This is a genomic window from Nonomuraea insulae, assembly GCF_042656245.1.
Genome location: NZ_JBHSPA010000057.1, coordinates 1 through 23,021, shown reverse-complemented (window position 1 = coordinate 23,021; position 23,021 = coordinate 1). Strand labels below are relative to the sequence as shown.

The following is a 23,021-nucleotide window of genomic DNA, read 5'->3' as shown; positions in this document are numbered from 1 at the left end:
CGCACCGAGGCCGTAGGCTGTGGATGAAAGACGCGCGGGAGTCCGGCCGTAACCGGGCTGAGAGGAAGGCTTCGTCGGGCCTTCGACCGCAAGACACCTGATCCGGATCATGCCGGCGAAGGGAGCGCAGGTGAATGTGATCGTTGGTGGCGGGGTCGTCGGACTCTCCGTCGCCTGGCAACTGGCCCGCCAGGGTCACCCGGTGACCGTCGTGGACCCGGCGCCCGGCAAGGGCGCCTCCTACGCGGCCGCGGGCATGCTGGCCCCGGTCAGCGAGGTGACCTACACCGAGACGCCGCTGCTGCGGCTGGGGGCGGCCTCGCTACGCCGCTGGCCCGCCTTCGCCGCGCAACTGACCGCGGACGCCGGACTGACCGCAGATGCCGGACTGACCGCAGACGCCCGGCCGGGCACGGACGCCGGGCGCGGTGCCGGTGGCGGGTCGGACAGGCGCGGCTGGCAGGCCGCCGGCCCTGGGCCGGCCGCGGTGGAGGGGCTGGATCTTCGGACCGAGGGGACGCTGGACGTCGCGTTCGGGGCCGATGACATGGCGGCGCTGGAGGAACTGGCGGCGTACATGGAGAAGCTGGGGCTGCCGGTCGAGCGGCTGACCGGCCGTGAGTGCCGCTGGCTGGAGCCCATGCTGGCCCCGTCCGTGCGTGGCGGGCTGCTGGCCTCCGGCGACGCCTGGGTGGATCCGCGCCGGGTGACGGCGGCGCTGCTGACCGCGCTGGAGCGGCGGGGCGTCCCCGTGGTGCGCGCCCGCGTGACCGAGCTGCTGTACGAGGGCGGCGCGGTCGTGGGAGTACGTCTAGCGCCGCCGGAAGAGCTCGAAGCCGGAGGCATGCCGTCGGAGTTGGCGGCCGAGCGGGTCGTCCTGGCGGCTGGGGCGTGGAGCGCTGGGCTGGCCGAGGTGCCGGTGCGGCCGGTCAAGGGGCAGATCATGCGGTTGCGGTCGCCCCAGCCGCTGCTCGGCCGGTGTGTACGCGGCACGGTGCACGGCTCGTCCGTCTACCTCGTCCCCCGGGGTGACGGCGAGCTGGTGGTCGGGGCCACGCAGGAGGAGATGGGGTTCGACACCAGGGTGACGGCCGGCGGGCTCTACGAGCTGCTGCGCGACGCCAGGGAGCTGGTGCCCGGGGTCACCGAGCTGGAGGTCGCCGACGTGGTGGCCGGGCTGCGGCCGGGCACACCGGACAACCTGCCGGTCATCGGCCCGAGCGGGACGCCTGGGCTGACGTTCGCGACTGGGCATCATCGGGGCGGGGTGCTGCTGGCGCCGCTGACGACGGCCATCCTGCTGGGCGAGGAGAGCGAGCTGGCGGCGTTGTGCGCGCCAGGGAGATTTCGGGAAATTTCATGATTCTTACCATCAACGGGGCCACGCACGAGGTGGCCGACGGTATGACCGTGGCGCAGGCCGTACACACATTGACCCCGGCCACCACCGGAGTGGCAGTGGCCGTGAACGACGAGGTGGTCACCCGCAGCGCCTGGGAGACGACGGCGCTCAGCGACCGTGACCGCGTGGAGGTTCTGACGGCGGTGCAAGGTGGATGATCTGATCATCGCCGGGGAGAAGTTCTCCTCCCGGCTCATCATGGGAACCGGCGGCGCGCCCTCGCTGGAGGTGCTCGACCAGGCGCTGGCGGCCTCGGGCACGGAGCTGACCACGGTGGCGATGCGGCGGCTCGACCCGGAGGCGCGCGGCTCCGTACTGGACGTGCTGCGCAGGCGCGACATCAAGGTGCTGCCGAACACGGCGGGCTGCTTCACCGCGGGCGAGGCCGTGCTGACGGCCCGGCTGGCCAGGGAGGCCCTGGGCACGAACTGGGTCAAACTTGAGGTCATCGCCGACGAGCGGACGTTGTTGCCCGACCCGATCGAGACGTTCGACGCGGCCGAGCGGCTGGTGGCCGACGGGTTCGTGGTGCTGCCGTACATCGGGGACGACCCGGCGCTGGCGCGGCGGCTGGAGCAGGCCGGTTGCGCGGCCGTGATGCCGCTGGGCGCGCCGATCGGCTCGGGACTGGGCATCCGCAACCCGCACAACATCGAGCTCATCGTGGAGGCGGCCTCCGTGCCGGTGGTCCTCGACGCGGGCATCGGCACGGCCAGCGACGCCGCGCTGGCGATGGAGCTGGGCTGTGACGCCGTGTTGCTGGCGACGGCCGTCACGAGGGCGCAGCGGCCCGATCTCATGGCGACGGCCATGAAGGGGGCGGTGGTGGCCGGGCGGCTGGCCCGGCAGGCGGGCCGCATCCCGCGCCGCCGCTACGCGGAGGCGTCCTCCCCGATGACGCCGTGACGGCGGCGTGGCGCGTGGCCGGGGAGGCTGTGGGGCGGGTGCGGGGGCGTTCCAACGAAAACGTCTCCGCATCGGTTTCGGGCGGTCGGGCCCTCCCAGTGGCAAAACGCCCGTAAACTCAGCGGGGTGGATACGACGACTGCGGACCCCCTGGTCGGGCGGCTCCTCGATGGGCGCTATCGCATCGAGAGCCGGATCGCCCGGGGCGGTATGGCGACCGTCTACCTTGCGCTGGACATCCGGCTCGACCGGACGGTGGCGCTGAAGGTCATGCATCGCTCCCTCGCCGAGGACCCGGCGTTCGTCCGGAGGTTCATCGGCGAGGCCAAGTCGGTGGCCAGCCTCTCTCATCCCAACGTGGTGCACGTCTTCGACCAGGGCACCGACAACGACGTCGTCTACCTGTCGATGGAATACGTCCCGGGCCGGACGCTACGTGACATCCTGCGCGAGCGCGGCAGGCTGCCCGCCCGCGAGGCCCTGGAGCTCATGATCCCGGTTCTGGCCGCCCTCGGCGCGGCCCACCAGGCGGGCCTGGTGCACCGCGACGTCAAGCCGGAGAACGTCCTGATGACCGACGACGGCCGGGTCAAGGTCGTCGACTTCGGCCTGGCCAGGGCGATCGAGGCGACCAACCAGACCCGTACCGGCGTGATGATCGGCACGATCGGCTACATGGCGCCGGAGCAGGTCATGACCGGCGCCGCCGACGTGCGCAGCGACGTCTACGCCGCCGGGATCATGCTGTTCGAGCTGGTGACGGGCGAGCAGCCGTATGACGGCGAGACGCCCATGTCGGTGGCCTACCGGCACGTCCACGACACCGTGCCGGCCCCGTCGTCGGTGGCGCACGAGGTGCATCCGCTGATCGACACGCTGGTGGCGCACGCGACCGCCCGCGAGCCGCACGACCGGCCCGCCGACGCGACCGCGATGCTCGTGGCGGCGGTGGACGCGCACCGCATGTTGCCGCGCACGACCTCCCCGCCGGGCAGCGGCCCGATGATGTCCCACGCCCAGCCGCCGCGCACGTTCTCCGGCGCGCAGTCGATGCCGCAGGCGTCCCCCTCGCACACGATGATCCAGCCGCGGGCGGAGATGCCGGAGCAGCGGCGCGGGTTCCGGCCCAACTGGTTCCTGGTGGCGCTGGCCGCGGTGATGGTGGTGGCGGTCGGGCTGACGGGCTGGTATTTCGCCCAGCCCGAATACGTCTCCGTGCCCAACCTGGCCGACAACAACCTCGCGGTGGCCGAGAAGAGCCTCACCGGGGTCGGCCTGCTGATGCGCAAGGCCGAGGGCCAGTACGACGAGAAGGTGCCCGAGGGCCTGGTGCTCAGCACCGACCCGGCGTCCGGCACCGAGTTGGAGAAGGGCTCGACGGTCACGCTGGTGCCCTCGCTCGGGCCTCTGCGCATCGTCGTGCCGAACGTGTCGGGCATGACGGGCAACGACGCCCGCGCCGCGATCGCCAAGGCCGGGCTGACCGTCGGGTCCGTCAGGCGGCTGGCCAACCAGGACGTCGAGCGCGACAAGGTGATCCGCACCTCGCCGCAGGTGGGCGAGAAGGTCAAGAAGAGCGCCAAGGTCTCCATCTTCGTCAGCGCCGGGCTCGTCATGCCCGACGTCTCCGGGATGCCGAAGGACGAGGCCGCCGGCTTCCTCGGCGGGCAGGGCTTCCAGGTGCAGGTCAACGAGGTGGACGACGACGCCGAGCCGTGCACGGTGATCGCCCAGACACCCAAGGCCAAGTCCGAGGTGGACAAGAACGCGCCGGTCATGATCACGGTGGCGCGATGTGGCGGCGACATCCTCGACTGGTTCCGGCAGGGTGACAACGAGGCCCGCGACGACCAGCAGTTCGCCATGGTGCCCGGGGTGATCGGGAAGAACGTCAACGACGCCAAGGCCGAGTTGGAGGCGCTGGGGTTCAAGGTGCAGGTGCAGCGGCTGGGCAACGGCGGCGTGGTGCAGTTCCAGCGGCCGCTGCCCAACAGCGAGCGGCCCCCGCAGAGCACGGTCGTCCTATGGCAGTGAGCCTCAGGCCCCAGGTGCCGGTGAGGCTCAGGCCGGGTGGCCGTGAGCCTCAGGTCAGCTGGGAGTGAGGCTCAGGTCAGGTGGCCGTGGAGCCGGACGCGGGCCAGGCCGCCGTCCGGGTGGATGTCGACGCGCACGTGTGTGACCGGCTCCAGGCCGTCGAGGCGGAAGCGGTGCGGGGTGTCGGGCTGGAGCGGCGTCCTGGGCAGGAGGGGGATCTCGCGGTCCCCGTCCAGGCCCGTCAGTGACACCGCGCCGGGCGCGTTGAACAGCAGGTTCGTGGTGTCGATCTCGGCCAGCCTGACCACCCCGCGCCCGGCCAGGCGGATGACGAGCCAGTCGTTGCCCGGGCCGCGCCGCCTGGCGGTCTCCCAGCCCTCGGCCTGGTGCCGGGCCAGGCCGGGCGCGATGACGTTGTTGGGCGCCGAGTAGAACTCGTCGGAGCAGGCGGTGACCAGGCCGCCGTTGGCGAGGGCGGCCAGGTCGAGGCCGAGGCCGTCGTAGAGGGTCAGGTCGGGGCGGACCTCGCCGTGCACCCGGAGCCGGGCGACGCCGCCGTCGGGGTGGATGGTGAGCCGCACGTGGGTGTAGCGGTGGTCGTCGGCGACCTCGAAGTGCTGCTCGGCGTCTCCCTTGAGCGGCGACCTCGGTACGATCTCCGTCCACGTCCCCGCCAGCGCCTCGGCCGCGGAGGGATGCCCTTCGAGGGCGATCGCCTCCACGGAGGCGTACGGCGGATAGTTGCCCTTGAACCAGGCCGTGTCGATCACCACGCCGCGGATCACGCCCGGCATCCCGAGCCGTACGAGGGCCCAGTCGTGCCCGGGTGAGCGGCGGCGCCGGGTCTCCCAGCCGTCGTACACCTGCCCCTTGTTGCCGAAGGTCTCCGGCCTGAACCCCGGCCGGCCCGGCCTGATCAGGCTCTCCTTCTCGGCGAACGACTCGTCGCTGGCCGCCACGACGGACCCGCCGAGGGTGCGCAGGGCGAGGTCGGGCAGGGTGGTGAACATCTAGTGAGCCCCCAACAGGAATCGTCCGTGCGGCGAGCCGTCCACCGGGCGGCCGCGCAACCAGGTGGTCAGGACGGCGCCCTTGAGCGTGCGGCCGTGGTAAGGAGTGACCGGGTTCTTGTGGTGGAGGCGGGCGGCGTCGATCAGGTTGTCGGCCTCGGGATCGAAAGCCACCAAATCAGCGTCATTACCAACCTTTAGCCCGCCTTTTCCCGAAATTTCGGCCAATGTGGCGGGGTTGGTGGACATCCAGCGGACCACGTCCTCCAGTCCGAACCCTCTGCGTGCCCCCTCCGTCCAGATGGCGGCCAGCCCGAGCTGGAGCGAGGCGATGCCGCCCCACGCGGCGGCGAAGTCGGGCACCTTCAGCTCGGCCGTCGAGGGCGAGTGGTCGGAGACGACGCAGCTCAGCACGCCCCTCGCCAGCCCGTCCCAGAGCAGGTCGCGGTTGGCCTCGGAGCGGATGGGCGGGCAGCACTTGTACGTGGTCTCCCCCTCGGGCACCTGCTCGGCCGCCAGCGTCAGGTAGTGGGGGCAGGTCTCGGCCGACACCGCCACCCCCCTGGCCTGGGCCGCCTCCAGGACGTCGAGGCAGTCGGCGCTGGAGACGTGCAGGATGTGCACCCGCGCCCCGGTCTCCTCCGCCAGCCGCACGACCTGCTCGACGGCGCTGCGCTCGGAGGCCCCCGGCCGCGAGTCCAGGAACTCCCGGTAGGTGGGCCCGCCCGGCTCGGCCAGCAGCGCGGGGTCCTCGGCGTGCACCACCGTCAGCCCGCCGAACCCGGCGATCTCCTCCAGGGCGAGCCGCAACTCGGCAGCGGACAGCGGCGGGAACTCCTCGACCCCGGACGGCGACATGAAGCACTTGAACCCGCGGACCCCGCGCTCGTGCAGGGGCGCGAGGTCCTTGACGTTGCCGGGCACGGCCCCGCCCCAGAACCCGACGTCCACGTGGCACTGCCCCTCGGCGGCCCGCAGCTTGACGTCGAGGGCCTCGGCGCTGACGGTGGGCGGCAGGGAGTTGAGCGGCATGTCCACGATCGTGGTGACGCCTCCGGCGGCGGCGGCCCTGGTCGCGGAGTCGAAGCCCTCCCAGTGGGTGCGGCCGGGCTCGTTGACGTGGACGTGGGTGTCGACCAGGCCGGGCAGCAGGGCCAGGTCGTGCAGGTCGATGTCCTCGGTGGCGGTCAGCGGCTCGGTGTAGTCGTACAGGGCGGCGATCTTCTCGCCCCGTACGGCGAGCGCGGCGGGCCGCTCCCCCTCGGGCGTGACGGTCCTGCGGGATCTGACGACGAGGTCGAATCCGGTCATCCGTTCCCCTCGGGAAAGCGCTCGGCGGCGAGCCGGGCGGCGAGGCGTTCGAGCAGCGGCCCTGCCTCGGCCATGCAGCGGGCCGGGTCGGGCTCCAGGTCCGTCAGGGCGTAGGCGGCCTCGATGCCGGCGGCCTTCAGCTCGGCGTCGGTGAGCGTACGGCGGCCGCAGACGGCCACCACGGGCACTCCCGCCCTGGCCGCGGCCTGGGCCACGCCGACGGGCGCCTTGCCGCGCAGCGACTGCTCGTCCAGCGACCCCTCGCCGGTGATCACCAGCCGCGCGCCCTTGACCAGCTCGCCGAACCCGAGCAGGTCGAGCAGGTAGTCGATGCCGGGCCGCAGCTCGGCGTGCAGGAACGCCAGCGCCGCGAACCCGACCCCGCCGGCCGCGCCCGCTCCCGGCGCCCCCGCGACGCCCATCGCGCGCGGTGTGCCGTCGTGCTCGACGGCGCCTGCCAGCCCGTGCGTGGCGGTCGCGACCGCGGCCAGGCGGGACAGCGCGGCCTCCAGCGTCTTGACGTCGCCGGGGGTGGCGCCCTTCTGGGGCCCGTAGACGGCGGCGGCGCCGTGCGGGCCGAGCAGGGGGTTGTCCACGTCGCTGGCCACCACGAACTCGACGCCGGAGACGTCGAGGAAGCCCGACAAGTCGATCCTGGCCAGGTCCTTCAGCGCGGCCCCGCCTCTGGGCAGATCGTCGCCGTCCGCGTCCAGCAGGCGGGCGCCGAGTGCCTGCGCCATGCCCGCGCCCCCGTCGGTGCAGGCGCTGCCGCCCAGGCCGAGGACCACCCGCTTGGCGCCCCGGCGTACGGCGTCGGCGATCAGTTCGCCGGTGCCGTAGCTGGTGGCGGTCAGCGGCTCGCGCCCGCCGGGCAGGCGGCGCAGGCCGGACGCCTCCGACAGCTCGACCACGGCGGTGCCGGCGGCCTGCCACGCGTAGGAGGCCGGCACGCGCTCGCCCGTGGGCCCGGTGACCTCGATCGTGATCCGGCCGAACCCGCCCGCCACGGCGGCGTCCACGGTGCCGTCGCCCCCGTCGGCCACGGGCAGCTCCACCGTGGGCACGCCGAGCCCGGCCGACACCCGGGAGGCCACCTCGGCCGCCGTCAGCGACCCCTTGAACTTGTCCGGGGCGACCAGAACGTGCTGAACCACTACGAACTCCCACCTGATGATGAACAATGTCCTGACACGCCTTCCTGCCCGGTGCGAGCGGGCAGGAAGGCGTGACTCATCATCACATCCCGGGCTCGCGGCGGTCCGGCCGCAGGTGGTTGAAGACGAGGTTCAGGACGATCACCAGCAGGCTACCCGTGCTGATGCCGCTGTTCAGAATGGTCTGGGACCAGTCGGGGAACTTGTCGTAGAAGTCCGGCACGCCGACCGGGATGGCGGCCACGCCGATGGAGACGGCCACGATGACCAGGTTGTGGTTGCCCTCGAAGCTCACCTTCGTCAGCGTGCGGATGCCGCTGGCGGCCACGGTGCCGAACATGGCGATGCCGGCGCCGCCGAGCACGGGCTGCGGGATGGCCGCGATCACCGCGCCGAGCATGGGGATGAGGCCGAGGACCACGAGGATGCCGCCGGCGGTGGCGACGACCCAGCGGCTGCGTACGCCGGTCAGCCCCACGAGGCCGACGTTCTGGGCGAAGGCGGTGTAGGGGAAGGTGTTGAACACGCCGCCGAGCGCGGTGGACAGGCCGTCGGCGCGCAGCCCGTCCGCCAGCCGCCGCGGGGTGAGGTCGGAGCCGGTCATCTCGGCCACCGCCACGAAGTCGCCGGTGGTCTCGGTCATGGAGACGAGCATGACCACGCACATCGAGACGATCGCGGTGAGCTCGAAGGCCGGCAGCCCGAACGCGAACGGCGTGCTGATCCCGAACAGGTCGGCCGAGCCCACGTTCGAGAAGTCCGTGAACCCGAGCGGGATGGCCACCAAGGTGCCCGCGGCGATGCCGGCCAGCACGGCGATCCGGCTGAGGAACCCCTTGGAGAGCCGGTAGACGGCCAGGATGAACAGCAGCACGGCGGCGGCCATGGCGATGTTGCGCGGCTGCCCGTACGTGGGGCTGCCCACTCCCCCGACGGCCCAGCGGGCGGCCACCGGCAGCAGCGACATCCCGATGATCGTGATGATGGTGCCGGTGACGAGCGGCGGGAAGAACCTGACGATCCTGGCGAAGTAGGGTGCGACGGCCACGACGAGCAGCCCCGACACGATGACGGCGCCGTAGATGGCGGGCAGCCCGCCCTGGGTGGTGCCGATCAGCACCATCGGGGTGACGGCCGCGAACGTGCAGCCCTGCATGATGGGCAGCCGGACCCCGAACCGCCACACGCCGACGCACTGGATGAGCGTGGCGATCCCGCTGATCAGCAGGTCGGCGTTGATCAGGTACGCGAGCTGGTCGGGAGGCAGCTTGAGCGCTCCGCCCACGATGAGCGGCACCGCCACGGCTCCCGCGTACATCGCCAGCACGTGCTGCAGCCCGAGCGTGCCGAGTTGCACGGCCGGCAGGCGGGCGTCGACCGGATGGACCTCACTCTTCACGGGTCACTCCAGGTTCAGGGGGGTGGCCTCCAGTGAAGCAAGCCATCCCCGCCCGAACCTATGCACGAGCCCATCAACCGCCGCCCGCCCTGCCCGTCGTCAGGTGTGGGATCCTCCAACGCCGCTCACTGCGGGGGCGAAGGCGTTTGTGCGATTCTGACGAACTCCTCGAAGGAGTAGCGGCCGTCCTGGTCGAAGTCGGCCTCCTGGCTCATCGCCCCGAGGGCCTCCGCCGGGAGGTCGGGGAAGTGCCGATTCAGCTCCACCTCGCTGATGTAGCCGTCGCCGTCGGTGTCGATCGAGGCGAACGTGCTCTTGAGCTGCGCCAGCCGCTCGTCTGTGGGTTCCGCCGACACGGGACCGCCCTTCCTACGCGTTTCGGACATTTACACCCTAGTGGGACCGACATCATGGACCCATGACGCGTGTGGGAGAGCCCGGCGGCCCGGTCACGCTCGTCAGCCGCTACGAGCCGGCGCTCTGATCCCCGTGCACCTCCTTGGCGACGGTGAAGCCCCGCTCCTGCGCCAGCCGCATCAGCCGCCGGTGCGCCTCTGCGCCCGCGCGGCCGGCCGCGTCGTGGGCCACGGTCCTCAGCTCGCCGTCCGCGACCACCGTCCGGCCGCCGACCAGCACGCGGACCAGCGGCGGCGGGGGTCCGAAGACGAGCGCGCAGACGGGGTCGGCGACGGCGGCGGTGTACGGCCCGTCCACGCGCCACAGGGCGATGTCGGCGAGTTTGCCGGGCTCCAGTGAGCCCAGCTCGCCCTGCCTGCCGAGGTTGCGGGCGCCGCCCAGCGTGCCCAGTTCCAGGGCCTGCCTGGCGGTGAGCGCCCCGGGGCCGTACCTGGCGCGCTGGAACAGCAGGGCCTGCCGCATCTCCCCCGCCAGCGGGGTCAGCTCGGAGGAGGCGCTGCCGTCCACGCCGAGCCCCACGTTCGCGCCGCGCCGCAGCAGCTCCGACACGCGGGCGATCCCCGCGCCGAGCCGCCCGTTGGAGGAGGGGCAGTGCGCGGCGCCGGTGCCGGTCGCGGCCAGCTTGCCGATGTCGGCGTCGCTCAGGTGCACGGCGTGCGCGAACCACACGTCGGGGCCCAGCCAGCCGAGCTTGTCCATGTAGTCCACGGGCCGCAGCCCGAACTGCTCCAGGCAGTGCTCGTCCTCGTCGAGGGTCTCGGCGAGGTGCGTGTGCAGGCGTACGCCCTTGGCCCTGGCCAGCGCGGCGGACTCGGTCATCAGCTCGGCGCTGGCCGAGAACGGCGAGCACGGCGCGACCACCACGCGCGACATCGAGGAGGGCGACGGGTCGTGGTAGGCGTCCACGGCCTCGGCGGTGGCGGCCAGGATGTCGTCCAGCTCCTCGACCACGACGTCGGGCGGCAGCCCTCCCTTGGACTGCCCCCGGTCCATGGAGCCGCGCGCCGGGTGGAACCTCAGCCCCACCTCGCGGGCGGCCTCGATCTCGGCGGCGAGCAGGTCGCCCCTGCCCTTGGGGAAGATGTAGTGGTGGTCGCTGGTGGTGGTGCAGCCCGACAGCGCCAGCCAGCCCAGCCCCGCCGACGCCGCGCCCCTGACCACCTCGGCGTCCATGGCGGCCCACACCTGGTAGAGCGCCACCAGCCACTCGAACAGGGTGGCGTCCTGGGCGAGCCCCTGGGAGGCCCACTGGTAGAGGTGGTGGTGGGTGTTGACCAGGCCGGGGGTGGCCAGGCAGCCGGTGCCGTCGATCCGGGAGGCGCCGGGGACGTCGGGCGCGGGCCCGGGGCCCAGCGCGGTGATCCGATCCCCCTCGATCCTGATATATCCGGATTCGATCTCGGGGCCGACGACCGGGGCGATGTGCACGTTGCCGATGACGACGCTCACGGGGTGGCCTTCCTGACGGCGGCGAGGCGTACCGCGTCGAGGATCTTCTCGTAGCCCGTGCACCGGCACAGATTGCCCGCCAGCGCCTCCCTGATCTCCGCGTCCGACGGCCGCGGCACGCGTTCGAGCAGGTCGTGGGCCTGAACCAGCAGTCCTGGCGTGCAGAAGCCGCACTGCACGGCCCCGCACTCCACGAACGCCTCTTGGATCGGATCGAGCCGGTCGCCGTCGGCCAGGCCCTCGACGGTACGCACCCGCCGCCCCTCCGCCTGCCCGGCGGCGACCAGGCAGGCGCAGACCGGCACGCCGTCGAGGTAGACCGTGCAGGAGCCGCATTCGCCCTGCTCGCAGGCGTTCTTGGAGCCGGGCAGGCCGAGGCGCTCGCGCAGCACGTACAGCAGGCTCTCGCCCTCCCAGACGTCCTCCGCCCGCTCCTCGCGGCCGTTGACCGTGAAGGTGACGCGCATCAGGCTGCCCTCTTTTCCAGGTGGTCGTTCCAGGCCCAGGTGAGCGTGCGGCGGGCCATCACGCCGATGGCGTGCACGCGGTACGCGGCGGTGCCCCGCACGTCGTCGATCGGCGCGGCGGCCCGCGCGCACAGGTCGCCGAAGCGCCGCAGCAGCGCGGGGTCGAGCGGCGCGTCCCAGTCGAGCTCGGCGGCCAGCAACTCCTCGGCCTCCAGCGCCCGGCGCGGGGTGGGCGCGGCCGAGCCGAGACCGGTGCCGACCCGCCGCTCCCTGGGATGCAGCGCGACCGCGAACGAGCACACCGCGATCACCATGGCGTTGCGCGTGCCGACCTTGGAGAAGTATTGGGGCCCTGTCGCGGGCGGCACGTGCACGGCCCTGATCAGCTCGTCCGGCTCCAGCGCGCTGCGCTTGACCCCGAGGTAGAACTCGGCGGCCGGGATCATCCTGACGCCCCGCTCGCGCGACTCCACCTCGACCACCGCCCCCGCCGCCAGCAGCGGCGGATGGCTGTCACCGGCGGGCGAGGCCGCGCCGAGGTTCCCGCCGACGGAGCCGCGGTTGCGGATCTGCGGCGAGCCGACCGTGCGCGCGGCCTGCGCGAGCCCCGGCAGCGGCCCGCCGAGCTCGTCGATCACCACCGTGTACGGCACCCCGGCCCCCACCCGGCAGTGCCCGCCCGTCATCGACCATTCCCGCAGCTCCGCCACCCGGTTGAGGTCGAGCAGCGCCGTCGGCCTGCGCACGTCGAAGTTGAGCTCCACCATCACGTCGGTGCCGCCCTGGATGGGCACCGCCTCCGGCCGGTCCGCCTTGGCGGCCAGCGCCTCCTCCCACGTCGTGGGGCGCAAGAAGTCCATTTTCCCGCCTATTCCCATGCGAATCCGGCGGCGGGCGCGTCCTCGCGCAACACGCCACCCTCGATCAGACCGTACGGCCGGTCGGCGGCGAAGAAGACCTCGTTGTTGTTGTCCAGCCCGAACGGCGACAGGTCCACCGGGAAGTGATGCTTGTTCGGCATGGCCAGCCTGACCTCGCAGATCTCGGGGCAGGCGGTCAGGGCTCGCTCGCCCATGGCGTACAGGGTCTGCTGGAGCGAGAGGCTGTGGGTGCCGGCGAACGCGTCGAGCAGCGCCCCCCTGACCTCCTCGTACACCTTGACGTAGGAGGCGGTGTCGTCCGCTCTGTGCCGCCACTGCGCGGCGACGGCGGTGGCCAGGATGCGGTCGGTGGTGGGTTCGAGGGTGGTGTACTCGTCCACGATGTAGCCGTGGAACTCCGAGCCCGTCGAGTTCAGCACCACCAGGTCCTTCAGCCCCGACACGACCGTGGTGCGGCCGTCGATGTCGTGGTGGACCACGCAGGTGCGCACCTCGCCGCCGTCGCGCACGAACGAGTGCGCGCCCGTACGGTTCCAGCCGTACTCCTCGACCTCCACCCTGGCGTGGTGGATCGGGCGTTGCGACCCGACGAAGTGCCTGGCCAGCAGGAGGGCGAACTCCTCGATCTGGCCGACGCCGTGCCGCCTGGCGAAGGCGTAGACGGTGTTCTTCTGTGTGTCGGTGGGCAGCACGGTGGCGTTGTCGCCGGTCAGGTGCACGGCCTCCATGTCGCCCGACAGCGCGATGCTGACGCTGACGTCCTTGACGTGGTGCGTCGGGCCGTCCCTGACCACGTGGACGAGCCTGGTCTCGGCCTTGCCGTAGCGGTTGGCGCCCAGCTTGACGGTCATCTAACTCCCTCGGTAGGTGGAGTACGCGTACGGGCTGAGCAGCAGCGGCACGTGGTAGTGCTGGTCGGGGTCGGTCACGGTGAAGGTGACGACGACCTCCGGATAGAACGTCTCCTCCAGGTATGCCCCGGTGTCGAAGACGACCCGGTGCACGCCGGGGCCCGGGTTCCAGCCCTTGAGCCGCCCGTCTGCGTCGGTGTGGCCCTCGGCCACCACCCGGCCGTCGTGCTCCAGGCGTACACGCAGGCCGGCGGCGGGCCGGCCGGTGACCGCGTCCAGCACGTGAGTGGACAGGCTCATGACCCCTCCTCCAAGAGCTTGCCCAGCCGCAGCCGGGTGATGGCGGCCAGCTCGCCCCGCACGACCTCGCGCTCGCGCTCCGCGTCGTTGCCCAGCCGTTCCCTGAGCCTGGCCAGGAGCTGCTCGCCAGTGAGGCCGGTGGCGCAGACGAGGTAGACGTGCCCGAACCGCTCCTCGTAGGCCCTGTTGCCCTCGGCGAGCGCCGCGCGCAGCCCGTCCTCGACGCCTGACTGCTCCTGCCGCGACCAGGACGCCTCCCTGCCGCCCCCGCCGGGTCGCTCGCCGATCCTGGGGTGCGCCCGCAGCGCCTCCAGCACCTCGCCCCAGTCCAGCTCCAGCACGGCCGCGCCGGCGGCGGCGAGCAGCCGGTCCGGGTCGTCGTAGGGCCGCAGCGCGGCCACCTTCCCCGCGAAGGCCGGGGAGGCGCAGCAGGCCAGCAGGCCGGCCTCCGCCTCTGCCGGGGACCGGGCGTTGAAGGCGGTGAGCGTGTCGGGCATGTCAGAAGTACACACATGCGCTTCGTGCCCGGTCCATCCGCGAGAACTCCCAACTCCCGACCCCGATGCCCGGCCCTTTTGGTGGCATGCTCCAATCGCACCGTCGGCACGTGCCAGAAGGCGGGCTTTCCCCGTCTCTGGTGACGCCGTAGGGCGTTCCCCGCGGGCCGGGGCGGCAAGGGGCACTTGGCGCAAGCTTTGTACGCCGCCGCGCTGATCAGCGGAACTGTCCGCCGCGGGCCGTAAACTGGGGGCCATCATGCACCCAACATCCCTCATCGGCGGACACGTGTCCGTCACGGGCGGCCTGGCGACCGGCGGCCTCAAATACATGGCCGAGATCGGCGCCGAGATGATCCAGGTCTTCGTCACCAACCCGCGCGGCTGGGCGCTCACGGAAGGCAAGCCCGACCAGGACGCCAAGCTGGCCGAGTCGGGCGTGGCGGCGTTCATCCACGTGCCCTACCTCGTCAACTTCGGCTCGCCCAGCCCGGAGACGCTGGCCAACTCGATCGCGATCGTGCGGCACACGTTGCGGCGCGGGGTCGAGACCGGGGCGAAGGGGGTCGTGGTGCACACCGGCTCTGCGGTCACGCAGTCGCGCGACGACGCGCTGCGGCAGGTCCACGACAACCTGGTGCCGCTGCTGGAGGAGATCCCCGAGGGCGGGCCCGACCTGCTGCTCGAGCCGATGGCGGGCCAGGGCGCGATGTTGTGCGCCACCGTCCAGGACCTGGAGCCCTATCTGGCCGCGCTCGACTGGCATCCCCGCGCCCGCATCTGCCTCGACACCTGTCACGCCTTCGCCGCCGGTCACGACCTGGCCGCCGAGGGCGGGGTGGAGGAGACGTTCGACGCCCTGCACACGATCGCGCCCGGGCGGCTCAAGCTGATCCACGCCAACGACTCCAAGGACGTGTGCGGAGCGAAGAAGGACCGGCACGAGAAGATCGGGGCCGGCCACATCGGCGCCCAGCCGTTCGCCGACCTCATGCGGCATCCGGCGGTGGCCGGGGTGCCGATCTGCATCGAGACCCCGGGCAAGGCGCCCGAGCACGCCGAGGACATCGCGCTGCTGAAGAAGCTCCGCGACGGCTGAGCAACCAGGTGACGGCGGGGGATAAGTCCGGCACCTGACCTCGAACCGTGATAGGGGCACCCGCTCGCGCGATCCGACCGCCCCCGAAGGCCGGATCGCGGGGCCCGGTCGTGCGGCCTCGCGGGCGCCCCTTCACGGATCCGGCGTGTCGGGCCCAACCCCCCGGTCAAGGGCCCGACAGCCGCGGCGACCTGCGCGTCACCGGTGAACCCTGCGCATCAGACCTGTCGTGAGCCTTCCGGCTCGTCCCCCCCGATGCGCCGGGATGGCTTCCGATGCCGAAACACTACGGTTGCGATCTTGTGGGCAACACCCTGTTTACGGACAGCTCGTCGAGCGGCGTGTAGTCAGCGACATACGGAGAGTCACCTCACGACGAGCGGTCACCCCGGAACGACGAACGGTAGGTTGGGGGGCCCGCGAAAGGCTCGGGCACGTGCATCCTGGCCATCATCCGGACCACTCCTCGCGGCATACGACCCGGCGTGACCAGGGAAATCACTACCATCGTGGCAAAGGCGACCGGCACGGCGACCGGTGCGGGGCAGGAAGTCAGCACGCCCATCTTCACGCCTGCCCGCTCCCCGATCACCAGCGCCACCGTCATGCCCCCGCCGAGCACGAACCCCGCCGCCGCCCCCACGTCCGTCAGCCGCCGCCACCAGATCCCGAGCACCAGCAGCGGGCAGAACGTGGCCGCGGACAGGCTGAAGCCGAGCAGCACGAGCGGCACCGACGCCGCCGGAGCGGTGAGCGCGGCCACCGCGACCGAGCACAGCAGCACCACGGTCACGGCCACGCGGAACGAGCGCGCCCCGGCCCGCGTCACGCACGCCGACAGCGCGCCGCCCACGGCGACCAGCACACCCCCGGTGGTGGCCAGGAAGGCGGCGAACGCCCCGGCCGCCAGCAACCCCGTGAGCAGGTCCCCCGCGGTCCCTGGGAGCATTCTGGCGGGCAGCAGGAGCACGATCTCGTCGGTGGCGGCGCCCCGCACATGCGCGTGCCCCAGGACGCCGTACAGCGGCGGCACGACGCAGAACCCGGCCAGCATGACCTGCGTGGCCACGATCGAGCGCCGTGCCCCGCGGCCGTCCCTGCTGCTGTAGACCCGCACGATCACGTGCGGCAGCCCCATCGTGCCCAGCGCGCACGACAGCAGCACGGCCAGCACCCCGGGCAGCGACGGGTCGCCCGCCCCCGCCAGCCCGGCGGCCACGGCCCGGTAGCCCCCCTCGAACCAGGCGACATGCCACCCCCCCGCCATCCACCAGCACGCCACCCCGACCCCGACGAACACCACCAGCTTCAGCCAGAACTGCGAGGCCTGCACGCTCGTCACGCTCCCCAGCCCGCCGGCCAGGGCCACGACCAGCGCCGCCACCGCGACGCCCGCCCAGCCCAGCCACGGCGGCAGCCCGGTCAGCAACTTCACCACCGCCCCGGCGGCGTGGAACTGGGCCACGATGAAGGTCATCCCGATCACGAGCACGAAACACGTGGTGAAGCGGCGCAGCAGCGCCGAGCGCAGCCGCCACTCGGCGAAGTCCGGCAGCGTGTACGTCCCCGACCGCCGCAGCGGCGCCACCACGAGCGCCAGGATGACGACGAACCCGGCCGCGGCCCCCACCGGGTACCACAACATCGGCGAGCCGTGGGTGGCGATGAGCCCGGCCGTGCCCAGGCAGGCGGCGGCCGAGGTGTACTCGGAGGTGATCGCGGCGCCGTTCCACCAGGGAGGAACCGCCCTGGCCGCCACGTAGAGGCTGGACACACCGCTGGCGCGGCGCGGTCGCGCGGCGCCCACCATGACGCCCAGAACCAGCACGAAGGCGATCCCGGTCAGCACCGCGACGGTCATCTCTCCAGCCGCTCCGCCCGCCTGAGCTGCAACACGGCCAGGCCCACCCACGCCGCCTGAACGACCACCGACAGCGCCACCCAGGCCACGGGGTCGGGCACCCACACGGCCACGATCGGGGTGCCCACCAGCAGCCCGGCGACGGCGCCCACGGTGAGCAGCGCCTGTCGTAACTGCCGGCCCACGATGGCGGGCACGTCGGCCCCGCGCTCGCCCGGGTCGGAGCGGCCCCGGGGGCGCCTGAGCGCGGCGGGCCGCCGCGACACGACGACGCGCCGCCCCACCGTCACCTGTGCGCGCCCATCAATGCGCCCGTCAATGCGACCCTCGATGCGCCCGTCGATGCGCCCGTCGATGCGCCCGTCAGCGAGTCCGCCGTCGGGGCCGTCACGAGATCAGGCCACGGTGCTGGCGTACGAGCTGCTCGCGCACCTGCCGGCTGTGCCGTCTGCTGACCTGCAGCGTCTCGGTGCCGACGGTGAGCGTCACCCGCCCGCCCTCGAACCTCAGCTCGCTGACGTGCCGCCCCGAGACCAGCGTGCTGCGGTGGATGCGGATGAACCCGGCCTCCGACCAGCGCCGCTCCAGCGCGGCCAGCGACATGCGCACGAGGTAGCTGCCGTCCACGGTGTGCAGGCGCACGTAGTCGCCCTTGGCCTCGGCGAACCAGACGGCCTGCTGCGGCACGAACCGGGTGCGCCCGCCCAGCTCGACCGGGATCACGTCGTCCTGGCCCGGCTCGGGCGCGGGGCACGTGACGGCCTCCAGCCTGCGCACCGCCTCCGACAGCCGCTCGGCCCTGACGGGCTTGAGCAGGTAGTCGACCGCCTCCAGCTCGAACGCCTGCACCGCGCACTCCTCGTGCGCCGTGACGAACACCAGTCTGGGCGGGCTGGGGAACCCGCCGACCAGCCGGGCGAGGTCGAGCCCGTCGAGCCCGGGCATCCGGATGTCGAGGAACACGCCGTCGAGCCGCTCCCCGCCACCGATCATCTGGACCATGTCCTGCAGCGCCGTCACGCCGTCGGCCGCGGTCATGACGTGTTCGATTCTGTCGTCCTGGCGCAACAAGTAGGCGAGCTCCTCCAGAGCGGGCACCTCGTCGTCGACGGCCAGAACTCTCAACATGTCCACCACGCTGCCGTATGAAAGCAGAGGTCACAAGAGACACGCCAGCATAGCGTAAGTATTTGACTACAATGAGCTCACCTGATTCTTGGGCACGCGCAGCCGCACCTTCGTGCCCGCGCCCAGCGCCGTCTCCACGACCAGCCCGTAGCCGTCGCCGTAGATCTGGCGCATGCGCAGGTCCACGTTCGCCAGCCCGATGCCGCTGCCCTCGCGGGCCGGGTTCTCGTCCAGCATGCGCCGCGCGCACTCGGGGTCCATCCCCGTGCCGTCGTCCTCGACCGAGATGTGCGCCTCCGGCCCCGCGTCGCGCACCACGACCCGCACCTCGCCGGAGCCGCCGCGCCCGCGCATGCCGTGCTTGATGGCGTTCTCGACCAGCGGCTGCAGGCACAGGAACGGCACCGGGACGGGCAGCACCTCCGGGGCCACCTGCACGCTGAAGCGCAGCTTGTCGCCGAAGCGGGCGCGTTCGAGCACGAGGTAGCGGTCGACGCAGGTCAGCTCGTCGGCCAGGGTGGTGAAGTCGTGCGCGCGGCACAGGGCGTACCGGGAGAAGTCGGCGAAGTCGAGCAGCAGCTCGCGGGCGCGCCTGGGGTCGGTGCGGACGAACGAGGCGATCGTCGTCAGCGCGTTGTAGACGAAGTGCGGCGAGATCTGCGCGCGCAGGGCGCGCATCTCCGCCTCCAGCGCGCGCCGCCGGGAGGCGTCGAGCTCGGCCAGTTCGAGCTGTCCCGAGACCCAGCGGCCGACCTCGGTGACGGTACGCACGAGCGCGGCGCTCACCTCGTCGTCGAAGGCCGCCAGCGCGCCCACCACCGTGCCGTCCACGCTCAGCGGCACCACGACCGCCCCCTGGGGCTCGCCGGGGAACACCTGCGCCCGCCCGGCGGCCAGCGTGGCGCGGGCGTAGGTGAGCACGTCGTCGGTGCACGGCCCCTCCCAGGCCAGCGCGGCGTCCGTCGAGGTGATAGCGACGGCCTGGGTGCCGAGCAGGATCCGCAGGTGCCGTACGGCCTTACGGGCGGAGTCGCGGTCGAGCCCGGCGCGCAGCGACGGGCCGGCCATCGCGGCGATGTGCAGCGTGGTGAACGTCGCGTCGTCCGTCCTGCGCTCGTCCGGCGGCGCGGAACCGGGCCAGAGAGCCCGGGCGAACGCGAAGCCCAGCAGGAAGGTCAGGAGGGAGGACAGCGCCACGCACGCGGTGGTCAGCATGCGGGAAACCGTAGCCAATAACGCAGTGTGCCCGGGGGAAAACCCGGAGTGAAGTCAGGGTGGCCCCTCGCCGGGTTCTTCCTGGTAGGAGTAGCGCTGCTCGCGCCACGGATCGGCCACGTTGTGGTATCCGCGCTCCTCCCAGAAGCCCCGGCGATCTTCGAGGAGGTATTCGATGCCGCGCACCCACTTGACGCTCTTCCACGCGTACAGGTGGGGCACCACGAGCCGCAGCGGGAAGCCGCGGTCGGGGCTGAGCGGTTTCTCCTCCAGTTCCATGGCGAACAACGTGTCGGGGGCGGCGAAGTCGGACATCCGCAGGTTGGCGCTGTAGCCGTATTCGGCCCAGATCATCACGTGCCGCACGCCGGCGTCGGGCGGAACGGCCGCGATGATCGTGGCCGGGGTGACGCCGCGCCACTCGTTGGCCATGAGCGAGAACTTGGTGACGCAGTGGAAGTCCGCGACGCGGGTCCTGCGCGGCAGTTGTTCGAACGCGGCCCAGTCGAAGCGGTGCTCCTCACCGGAGGCGGTGGCGCCGAAGACGCAGAAGTCCCAGCTCTCCGGCTTGAACGCGGGCACCCGGCCGTAGTGGATCACGGGTCGGCCGCGCGGGACGTACTGGCCTGGAGGCAGGCGCGACTCTTCCACGATCACTCCCCTCACCACTCTCGGGTCTTGGGCCATCCTGCCATCGGGTCGCCGGTGCCCGCCCAGCGGGTGCGGTGCTGCGCGATATCGTACTCAGCAGTAACTTGAGTACGGCAACCCATGTGCCGCGCTCTGCCCGGCGACACGATGGCTGCATGACGAAGCCCATCCAACCCACCCAGACCACCGCGTTCTACGCCCAGGCGATCCTGTCGTTCGCCATCTCGCTGACCTCCGTGGTCATCTCGCTGGTCTACCTGCCCGCCGACGGGTGGATCAAGGCGTTCCTCGGGCTCGGCTTCCTGTACGTCGTCACCTCCACCGTCACCCTGTGCAAGGTCGTCCGCGACCGGCAGGAACTGTCGGAGGTCACCAACCGGGTCGACCAGGCCCGCCTCGACAAGCTGCTGGCCGAACACGACCCGTTCAAGGTCGACGCCTGACCCGCGGGGGCTTCCGAGACACGGCGGGGACCCGCGACGGGCCCCCGCCGGCCACGGTCAGAGGGTGTACTCCTGGATCGAGTCGGCGAGCTGCACGCACAGCTCCTCGGCGTCGAGCCGCTTCTCGATCTGCTTCAGGTCCTCGATCTTGGCCCGGGTCTCGGCCCGCTTGGGCGCCAGCAGCGAGCAGCAGTCCTCGTCGGGCAGCTCCGAGATCTCCAGCGTGCCGAGGCGCCGGGCCTCGGCCATGATCTCGGTCTTGTCCCAGCCCACCAGCGGCCGCAGGATCGGCAGCTCCACGGCCTGGTCCTGGGCGGTGATGTTGGTCAGCGTCTGCGACGACACCTGGCCGAGCGCGTCACCCGTGATCAGGGCGGCGGCGCGGATGCGGTGGGCGACCTCCTCGGCCGTCTTGAGCATGAGCCGCCGCTGCGCGATCACGGCCAGCCGGTCCTGCCCCGAGGCGCGGATCGACTGCTGCGCCTTGCCGAACGGCACCACCCACAGGCGCGATCCGCCCTGGAACCGGTCGAGCTTCCTGACCAGCGCGTACGCCTTGTAGATCGACTCCGAGGTGGTGAACGGGATGCCGGAGAAGTGCAGGAAGTCGACGTGCAGGCCGCGCCGCATCATCCGGTAGGCAGCCACCGGCGAGTCGATGCCGCCCGACATGAGGACGAGCGCCCGCCCGCTGCTGCCGACCGGCAGGCCGCCCTGCCCGGGGATGCCGCCGGTGAAGATGAACACCTCGTCCCTGTCGACCTCGATGAACAGCGTCAGCTCGGGGTTCTTCAGGTCGACCGGCAGGCCGTACTCGTCGTTGATGGCGCCGCCCACGAGCCGGTCGAGCTCGTTGGAGCGCAGCGGGAAGCGCTTGTCGCGGCGGCGGGAGCGGACCGCGAAGCGGGCGCCCCGCTTGGCCTCCTCGCTCTCCCCCGCCAGCTCCACCCCCGCCTTCAGGACGGCGTCCGGGTCCTTGGCGACCCGCCAGGCGCGGTGGATCCAGACCAGCCCGGGCACGTCGGAGACGCGCTGGGCCACGGCTTCCGCCTGCTCGGCGGTGGCGCCCTGGGGCAGGAAGATCGCGATCACGCCGTGCCGCTTGCGCACGTCGAGCTCGATGCCGACGGTCTTGAGCGCGTCGCGGATGTTGCTGATGAGGCGGCGTTCGAACAGGTCGCGATTCTTGCCCTTGAGGACGATCTCGCCCAGCTTGAGCAGAACGCACGGCTCGCCCAGGGCGGACATCGTCATGGTGGAACCTCCGGAAGATGGGGAAGCGCGACGTTGGTGGGAACGTCGCGACCCATCGAGTTTAGTCCGCGTCGAGCCCGCGCTCGATCGCATATCGCACCAGCTCCACCCGGTTGTGCAACTGGAGCTTGCCGAGCGTGTTCTGCACGTGGTTCTGCACGGTGCGGTGGGAGAGCACCAGGCGTTCCGCGATCTGCCTGTACGACAGCCCCTTGGCGACCAGTCTGAGCACCTCGGTCTCGCGCTCGGTCAGCCTCGGCCCCTCCGCGGGCTCGGCGGGCTCGGGCTGCGTGGCCAGCCGCCGGTATTCGCCCAGCACCAGCCCCGCCAGGCCGGGGGTGAAGACGGCGTCGCCGTCGGCGGTGCGCCGGACCGCGTCGAGGAACTCCTCCCGCCCGGCCGATTTCACCAAATATCCGGACGCGCCGGCCTTGACCGCCTTGAGGACGTCCTCCTGTTCGGCGCTGGCCGAGAGCACCAGCACCCTGGGCGCCGGCCGCACCTGGGCCAGCCGCGCCGCCACCTCGAAACCCGGCATGTCGGGCAGGTGCAGGTCGAGCACCACGACATCGGGCAACACGGCCTCCGCCACCCGGACCGCCTGCCGGCCCTCCCCCACGGCGGCCACGACCACGTATCCGGCCTCGGTGAGGTCTCTGGCGACCCCGTCACGCCACATGGGATGGTCGTCCACCACCATGACCCGAACCATGCCGCAACTCTAACCTCGCGACCGCGATTCCCGATCAGGCCGGCATCCACCCGTCTCGCGGCCCGGTCCCGTCAGGACAGCGTCCGCCCGTTTCACGGCCCCCGGTCCCGTCAGGCCGTCTCGCGGCCCCCGGTCCGGTCAGGCCGGGAGGGTGATCTCCACCTCCGTGCCCTGGCCCGGCACGCTCACGATCGACACCCGTCCGCCCAGCTCGGCCACCCGCCCCCGGATCGAGCGGGCCACTCCCATCCGCCCGTCGGCCACCGCCTCCTCCAGCCGCCCGTCGGGGATGCCCGGCCCGTCGTCCCTGACGCTGACCGTGACCGTGCCGTCGCCGGACTCCGCCAGCACCCACGCCCGCGCCCCGGAACCACAGTGCGCGCGCACGTTGTCCAGGGCCGCCCCGACGGCGGCGCAGGCGCCCTGGGCCACCGCCGCGGGCAGGACCAGCGGTGTGGCGGGGGTGGAGACCGTCACCTCAGGAGATCCGTACCGGGCCAGGAGGGAGCGCAGATCGGCGGTGGCGCCCGGCGGCGGCGGGCCGCCGTCGACGACGGCGCGCAGGGCGGCCTCCTGCTCG

At 72.1% G+C, this 23,021-nt stretch carries 25 protein-coding genes and 1 riboswitch; of the genes, 6 read left to right on the top strand and 19 right to left on the bottom strand.

The window, feature by feature from the left end:
* The first annotated feature begins 24 nt into the window (after nucleotides 1-24).
* A riboswitch (TPP riboswitch) is annotated at nucleotides 25-141 on the top strand.
* From ACFPZ3_RS43350 to pknB, 4 genes are all read left to right on the top strand, one after another.
* Nucleotides 110-1,363: an FAD-dependent oxidoreductase gene (locus ACFPZ3_RS43350; RefSeq protein ID WP_417629171.1), complete on the top strand. Its 1,254-nt coding sequence runs from the start codon at nucleotides 110-112 to the stop codon at nucleotides 1,361-1,363. Its footprint overlaps the riboswitch before it by 32 nt.
* Nucleotides 1,360-1,560 (top strand): sulfur carrier protein ThiS, encoded by a 201-nt coding sequence (gene thiS / locus ACFPZ3_RS43345; RefSeq protein WP_379520215.1) that lies wholly within the window; start codon nucleotides 1,360-1,362, stop codon nucleotides 1,558-1,560. Before ACFPZ3_RS43350 ends, thiS begins: the two co-directional genes overlap by 4 nt.
* Nucleotides 1,553-2,308 carry a thiazole synthase gene (locus ACFPZ3_RS43340; RefSeq protein ID WP_379520214.1) on the top strand — a complete coding sequence of 252 codons (756 nt, stop codon included), beginning with the start codon at nucleotides 1,553-1,555 and terminating at the stop codon, nucleotides 2,306-2,308. Before thiS ends, ACFPZ3_RS43340 begins: the two co-directional genes overlap by 8 nt.
* Before the next feature lie 126 nt (nucleotides 2,309-2,434).
* Nucleotides 2,435-4,342: a Stk1 family PASTA domain-containing Ser/Thr kinase gene (pknB, locus tag ACFPZ3_RS43335; RefSeq protein ID WP_379520213.1), complete on the top strand. Its 1,908-nt coding sequence runs from the start codon at nucleotides 2,435-2,437 to the stop codon at nucleotides 4,340-4,342.
* Nucleotides 4,343-4,413: 71 nt separating this feature from the next.
* Here the strand turns inward: pknB and alc are convergent, their stop codons facing one another.
* The 11 genes from alc to uraD all read right to left on the bottom strand — a co-directional run bounded on the left by alc (nucleotide 4,414) and on the right by uraD (nucleotide 14,078).
* A complete protein-coding gene (gene alc, locus ACFPZ3_RS43330) occupies nucleotides 4,414-5,352 on the bottom strand; it encodes an allantoicase (protein ID WP_379520212.1) in 939 nt (312 codons plus the stop codon).
* Complete coding sequence (gene allB / locus ACFPZ3_RS43325) at nucleotides 5,353-6,663, bottom strand: allantoinase AllB (protein ID WP_379520211.1); 1,311 nt, start codon at nucleotides 6,661-6,663, stop codon at nucleotides 5,353-5,355.
* Complete coding sequence (locus ACFPZ3_RS43320; protein WP_379520210.1) at nucleotides 6,660-7,817, bottom strand: glycerate kinase; 1,158 nt, start codon at nucleotides 7,815-7,817, stop codon at nucleotides 6,660-6,662. The genes allB and ACFPZ3_RS43320 overlap by 4 nt, the downstream gene beginning before the upstream one ends.
* Before the next feature lie 82 nt (nucleotides 7,818-7,899).
* A complete protein-coding gene (locus ACFPZ3_RS43315) occupies nucleotides 7,900-9,216 on the bottom strand; it encodes a nucleobase:cation symporter-2 family protein (RefSeq protein ID WP_379520209.1) in 1,317 nt (438 codons plus the stop codon).
* Between the two features lie 125 nt (nucleotides 9,217-9,341).
* Nucleotides 9,342-9,602, bottom strand: coding sequence for an EF-hand domain-containing protein (locus tag ACFPZ3_RS43310; protein ID WP_379520208.1), 261 nt, complete (start codon nucleotides 9,600-9,602; stop codon nucleotides 9,342-9,344).
* Between the two features lie 79 nt (nucleotides 9,603-9,681).
* Nucleotides 9,682-11,082: an 8-oxoguanine deaminase gene (locus ACFPZ3_RS43305; protein ID WP_379520207.1), complete on the bottom strand. Its 1,401-nt coding sequence runs from the start codon at nucleotides 11,080-11,082 to the stop codon at nucleotides 9,682-9,684.
* The gene (locus ACFPZ3_RS43300) at nucleotides 11,079-11,549 is read right to left on the bottom strand and encodes a (2Fe-2S)-binding protein (RefSeq protein ID WP_379520206.1); all 471 of its coding nucleotides are present in this window, start codon (nucleotides 11,547-11,549) and stop codon (nucleotides 11,079-11,081) included. Before ACFPZ3_RS43300 ends, ACFPZ3_RS43305 begins: the two co-directional genes overlap by 4 nt.
* Nucleotides 11,549-12,409 (bottom strand): FAD binding domain-containing protein, encoded by an 861-nt coding sequence (locus ACFPZ3_RS43295; protein ID WP_379520205.1) that lies wholly within the window; start codon nucleotides 12,407-12,409, stop codon nucleotides 11,549-11,551. The genes ACFPZ3_RS43300 and ACFPZ3_RS43295 overlap by 1 nt, the downstream gene beginning before the upstream one ends.
* Nucleotides 12,410-12,417: 8 nt before the next feature.
* Nucleotides 12,418-13,281: a factor-independent urate hydroxylase gene (gene pucL / locus ACFPZ3_RS43290; protein ID WP_379520204.1), complete on the bottom strand. Its 864-nt coding sequence runs from the start codon at nucleotides 13,279-13,281 to the stop codon at nucleotides 12,418-12,420.
* Nucleotides 13,282-13,581, bottom strand: a complete 300-nt coding sequence (gene uraH, locus ACFPZ3_RS43285) for a hydroxyisourate hydrolase (RefSeq protein ID WP_379520203.1) — start codon at nucleotides 13,579-13,581, stop codon at nucleotides 13,282-13,284.
* Complete coding sequence (uraD, locus tag ACFPZ3_RS43280; RefSeq protein ID WP_379520202.1) at nucleotides 13,578-14,078, bottom strand: 2-oxo-4-hydroxy-4-carboxy-5-ureidoimidazoline decarboxylase; 501 nt, start codon at nucleotides 14,076-14,078, stop codon at nucleotides 13,578-13,580. Before uraD ends, uraH begins: the two co-directional genes overlap by 4 nt.
* 259 nt (nucleotides 14,079-14,337) lie before the next feature.
* Between uraD and ACFPZ3_RS43275 the strand changes: the two genes are divergently transcribed.
* Nucleotides 14,338-15,177: a deoxyribonuclease IV gene (locus ACFPZ3_RS43275; RefSeq protein WP_379520201.1), complete on the top strand. Its 840-nt coding sequence runs from the start codon at nucleotides 14,338-14,340 to the stop codon at nucleotides 15,175-15,177.
* Nucleotides 15,178-15,547: 370 nt separating this feature from the next.
* On the opposite strand, the gene ACFPZ3_RS43270 is transcribed toward ACFPZ3_RS43275, so the two are convergent.
* The 5 genes from ACFPZ3_RS43270 to ACFPZ3_RS43250 form a co-directional block, all read right to left on the bottom strand.
* The gene (locus ACFPZ3_RS43270) at nucleotides 15,548-17,038 is read right to left on the bottom strand and encodes a sodium:solute symporter family transporter (protein ID WP_379520200.1); all 1,491 of its coding nucleotides are present in this window, start codon (nucleotides 17,036-17,038) and stop codon (nucleotides 15,548-15,550) included.
* Nucleotides 17,035-17,322: a hypothetical protein gene (locus ACFPZ3_RS43265; protein ID WP_379520199.1), complete on the bottom strand. Its 288-nt coding sequence runs from the start codon at nucleotides 17,320-17,322 to the stop codon at nucleotides 17,035-17,037. The genes ACFPZ3_RS43270 and ACFPZ3_RS43265 overlap by 4 nt, the downstream gene beginning before the upstream one ends.
* A gap of 103 nt (nucleotides 17,323-17,425) precedes the next feature.
* A complete protein-coding gene (locus ACFPZ3_RS43260; RefSeq protein WP_379520198.1) occupies nucleotides 17,426-18,166 on the bottom strand; it encodes a LytR/AlgR family response regulator transcription factor in 741 nt (246 codons plus the stop codon).
* A gap of 66 nt (nucleotides 18,167-18,232) precedes the next feature.
* A complete protein-coding gene (locus ACFPZ3_RS43255; RefSeq protein WP_379520197.1) occupies nucleotides 18,233-19,381 on the bottom strand; it encodes a sensor histidine kinase in 1,149 nt (382 codons plus the stop codon).
* 54 nt (nucleotides 19,382-19,435) lie between these two features.
* Nucleotides 19,436-20,032, bottom strand: coding sequence for a molybdopterin-dependent oxidoreductase (locus ACFPZ3_RS43250; RefSeq protein ID WP_379520196.1), 597 nt, complete (start codon nucleotides 20,030-20,032; stop codon nucleotides 19,436-19,438).
* A gap of 155 nt (nucleotides 20,033-20,187) precedes the next feature.
* Here ACFPZ3_RS43250 and ACFPZ3_RS43245 point away from each other — a divergent pair, with 155 nt between their 5' ends.
* A complete protein-coding gene (locus tag ACFPZ3_RS43245) occupies nucleotides 20,188-20,475 on the top strand; it encodes a YiaA/YiaB family inner membrane protein (protein ID WP_379520195.1) in 288 nt (95 codons plus the stop codon).
* Nucleotides 20,476-20,532: 57 nt separating this feature from the next.
* On the opposite strand, the gene thiI is transcribed toward ACFPZ3_RS43245, so the two are convergent.
* The 3 genes from thiI to ACFPZ3_RS43230 all read right to left on the bottom strand — a co-directional run.
* Nucleotides 20,533-21,729 carry a tRNA uracil 4-sulfurtransferase ThiI gene (gene thiI, locus ACFPZ3_RS43240; protein ID WP_379520194.1) on the bottom strand — a complete coding sequence of 399 codons (1,197 nt, stop codon included), beginning with the start codon at nucleotides 21,727-21,729 and terminating at the stop codon, nucleotides 20,533-20,535.
* Nucleotides 21,730-21,790: 61 nt separating this feature from the next.
* Nucleotides 21,791-22,441, bottom strand: a complete 651-nt coding sequence (locus ACFPZ3_RS43235) for a response regulator (RefSeq protein ID WP_379520193.1) — start codon at nucleotides 22,439-22,441, stop codon at nucleotides 21,791-21,793.
* Nucleotides 22,442-22,579: 138 nt separating this feature from the next.
* Nucleotides 22,580-23,021: sensor histidine kinase (locus tag ACFPZ3_RS43230; protein WP_379520192.1), on the bottom strand; the 442-nt coding region annotated here is incomplete at its 5' end.

Excerpts from the sequence above, each read along its gene's own strand:
- ACFPZ3_RS43350 (WP_417629171.1), top strand. The coding sequence starts at position 110 with ATGCCGGCGAAGGGAGCGCAGGTGAATGTGATCGTTGGTGGCGGGGTC.
- thiS (WP_379520215.1), top strand. The coding sequence starts at position 1,360 with ATGATTCTTACCATCAACGGGGCCACGCACGAGGTGGCCGACGGTATG.
- alc (WP_379520212.1), bottom strand. The coding sequence starts at position 5,352 with ATGTTCACCACCCTGCCCGACCTCGCCCTGCGCACCCTCGGCGGGTCC.
- allB (WP_379520211.1), bottom strand. The coding sequence starts at position 6,663 with ATGACCGGATTCGACCTCGTCGTCAGATCCCGCAGGACCGTCACGCCC.
- ACFPZ3_RS43310 (WP_379520208.1), bottom strand. The coding sequence starts at position 9,602 with ATGTCCGAAACGCGTAGGAAGGGCGGTCCCGTGTCGGCGGAACCCACA.
- ACFPZ3_RS43300 (WP_379520206.1), bottom strand. The coding sequence starts at position 11,549 with ATGCGCGTCACCTTCACGGTCAACGGCCGCGAGGAGCGGGCGGAGGAC.
- ACFPZ3_RS43295 (WP_379520205.1), bottom strand. The coding sequence starts at position 12,409 with ATGGACTTCTTGCGCCCCACGACGTGGGAGGAGGCGCTGGCCGCCAAG.
- pucL (WP_379520204.1), bottom strand. The coding sequence starts at position 13,281 with ATGACCGTCAAGCTGGGCGCCAACCGCTACGGCAAGGCCGAGACCAGG.
- uraH (WP_379520203.1), bottom strand. The coding sequence starts at position 13,581 with ATGAGCCTGTCCACTCACGTGCTGGACGCGGTCACCGGCCGGCCCGCC.
- uraD (WP_379520202.1), bottom strand. The coding sequence starts at position 14,078 with ATGCCCGACACGCTCACCGCCTTCAACGCCCGGTCCCCGGCAGAGGCG.
- ACFPZ3_RS43275 (WP_379520201.1), top strand. The coding sequence starts at position 14,338 with ATGCACCCAACATCCCTCATCGGCGGACACGTGTCCGTCACGGGCGGC.
- ACFPZ3_RS43270 (WP_379520200.1), bottom strand. The coding sequence starts at position 17,038 with ATGACCGTCGCGGTGCTGACCGGGATCGCCTTCGTGCTGGTTCTGGGC.
- ACFPZ3_RS43260 (WP_379520198.1), bottom strand. The coding sequence starts at position 18,166 with ATGTTGAGAGTTCTGGCCGTCGACGACGAGGTGCCCGCTCTGGAGGAG.
- ACFPZ3_RS43255 (WP_379520197.1), bottom strand. The coding sequence starts at position 19,381 with ATGCTGACCACCGCGTGCGTGGCGCTGTCCTCCCTCCTGACCTTCCTG.
- ACFPZ3_RS43245 (WP_379520195.1), top strand. The coding sequence starts at position 20,188 with ATGACGAAGCCCATCCAACCCACCCAGACCACCGCGTTCTACGCCCAG.
- thiI (WP_379520194.1), bottom strand. The coding sequence starts at position 21,729 with ATGACGATGTCCGCCCTGGGCGAGCCGTGCGTTCTGCTCAAGCTGGGC.
- ACFPZ3_RS43235 (WP_379520193.1), bottom strand. The coding sequence starts at position 22,441 with ATGGTTCGGGTCATGGTGGTGGACGACCATCCCATGTGGCGTGACGGG.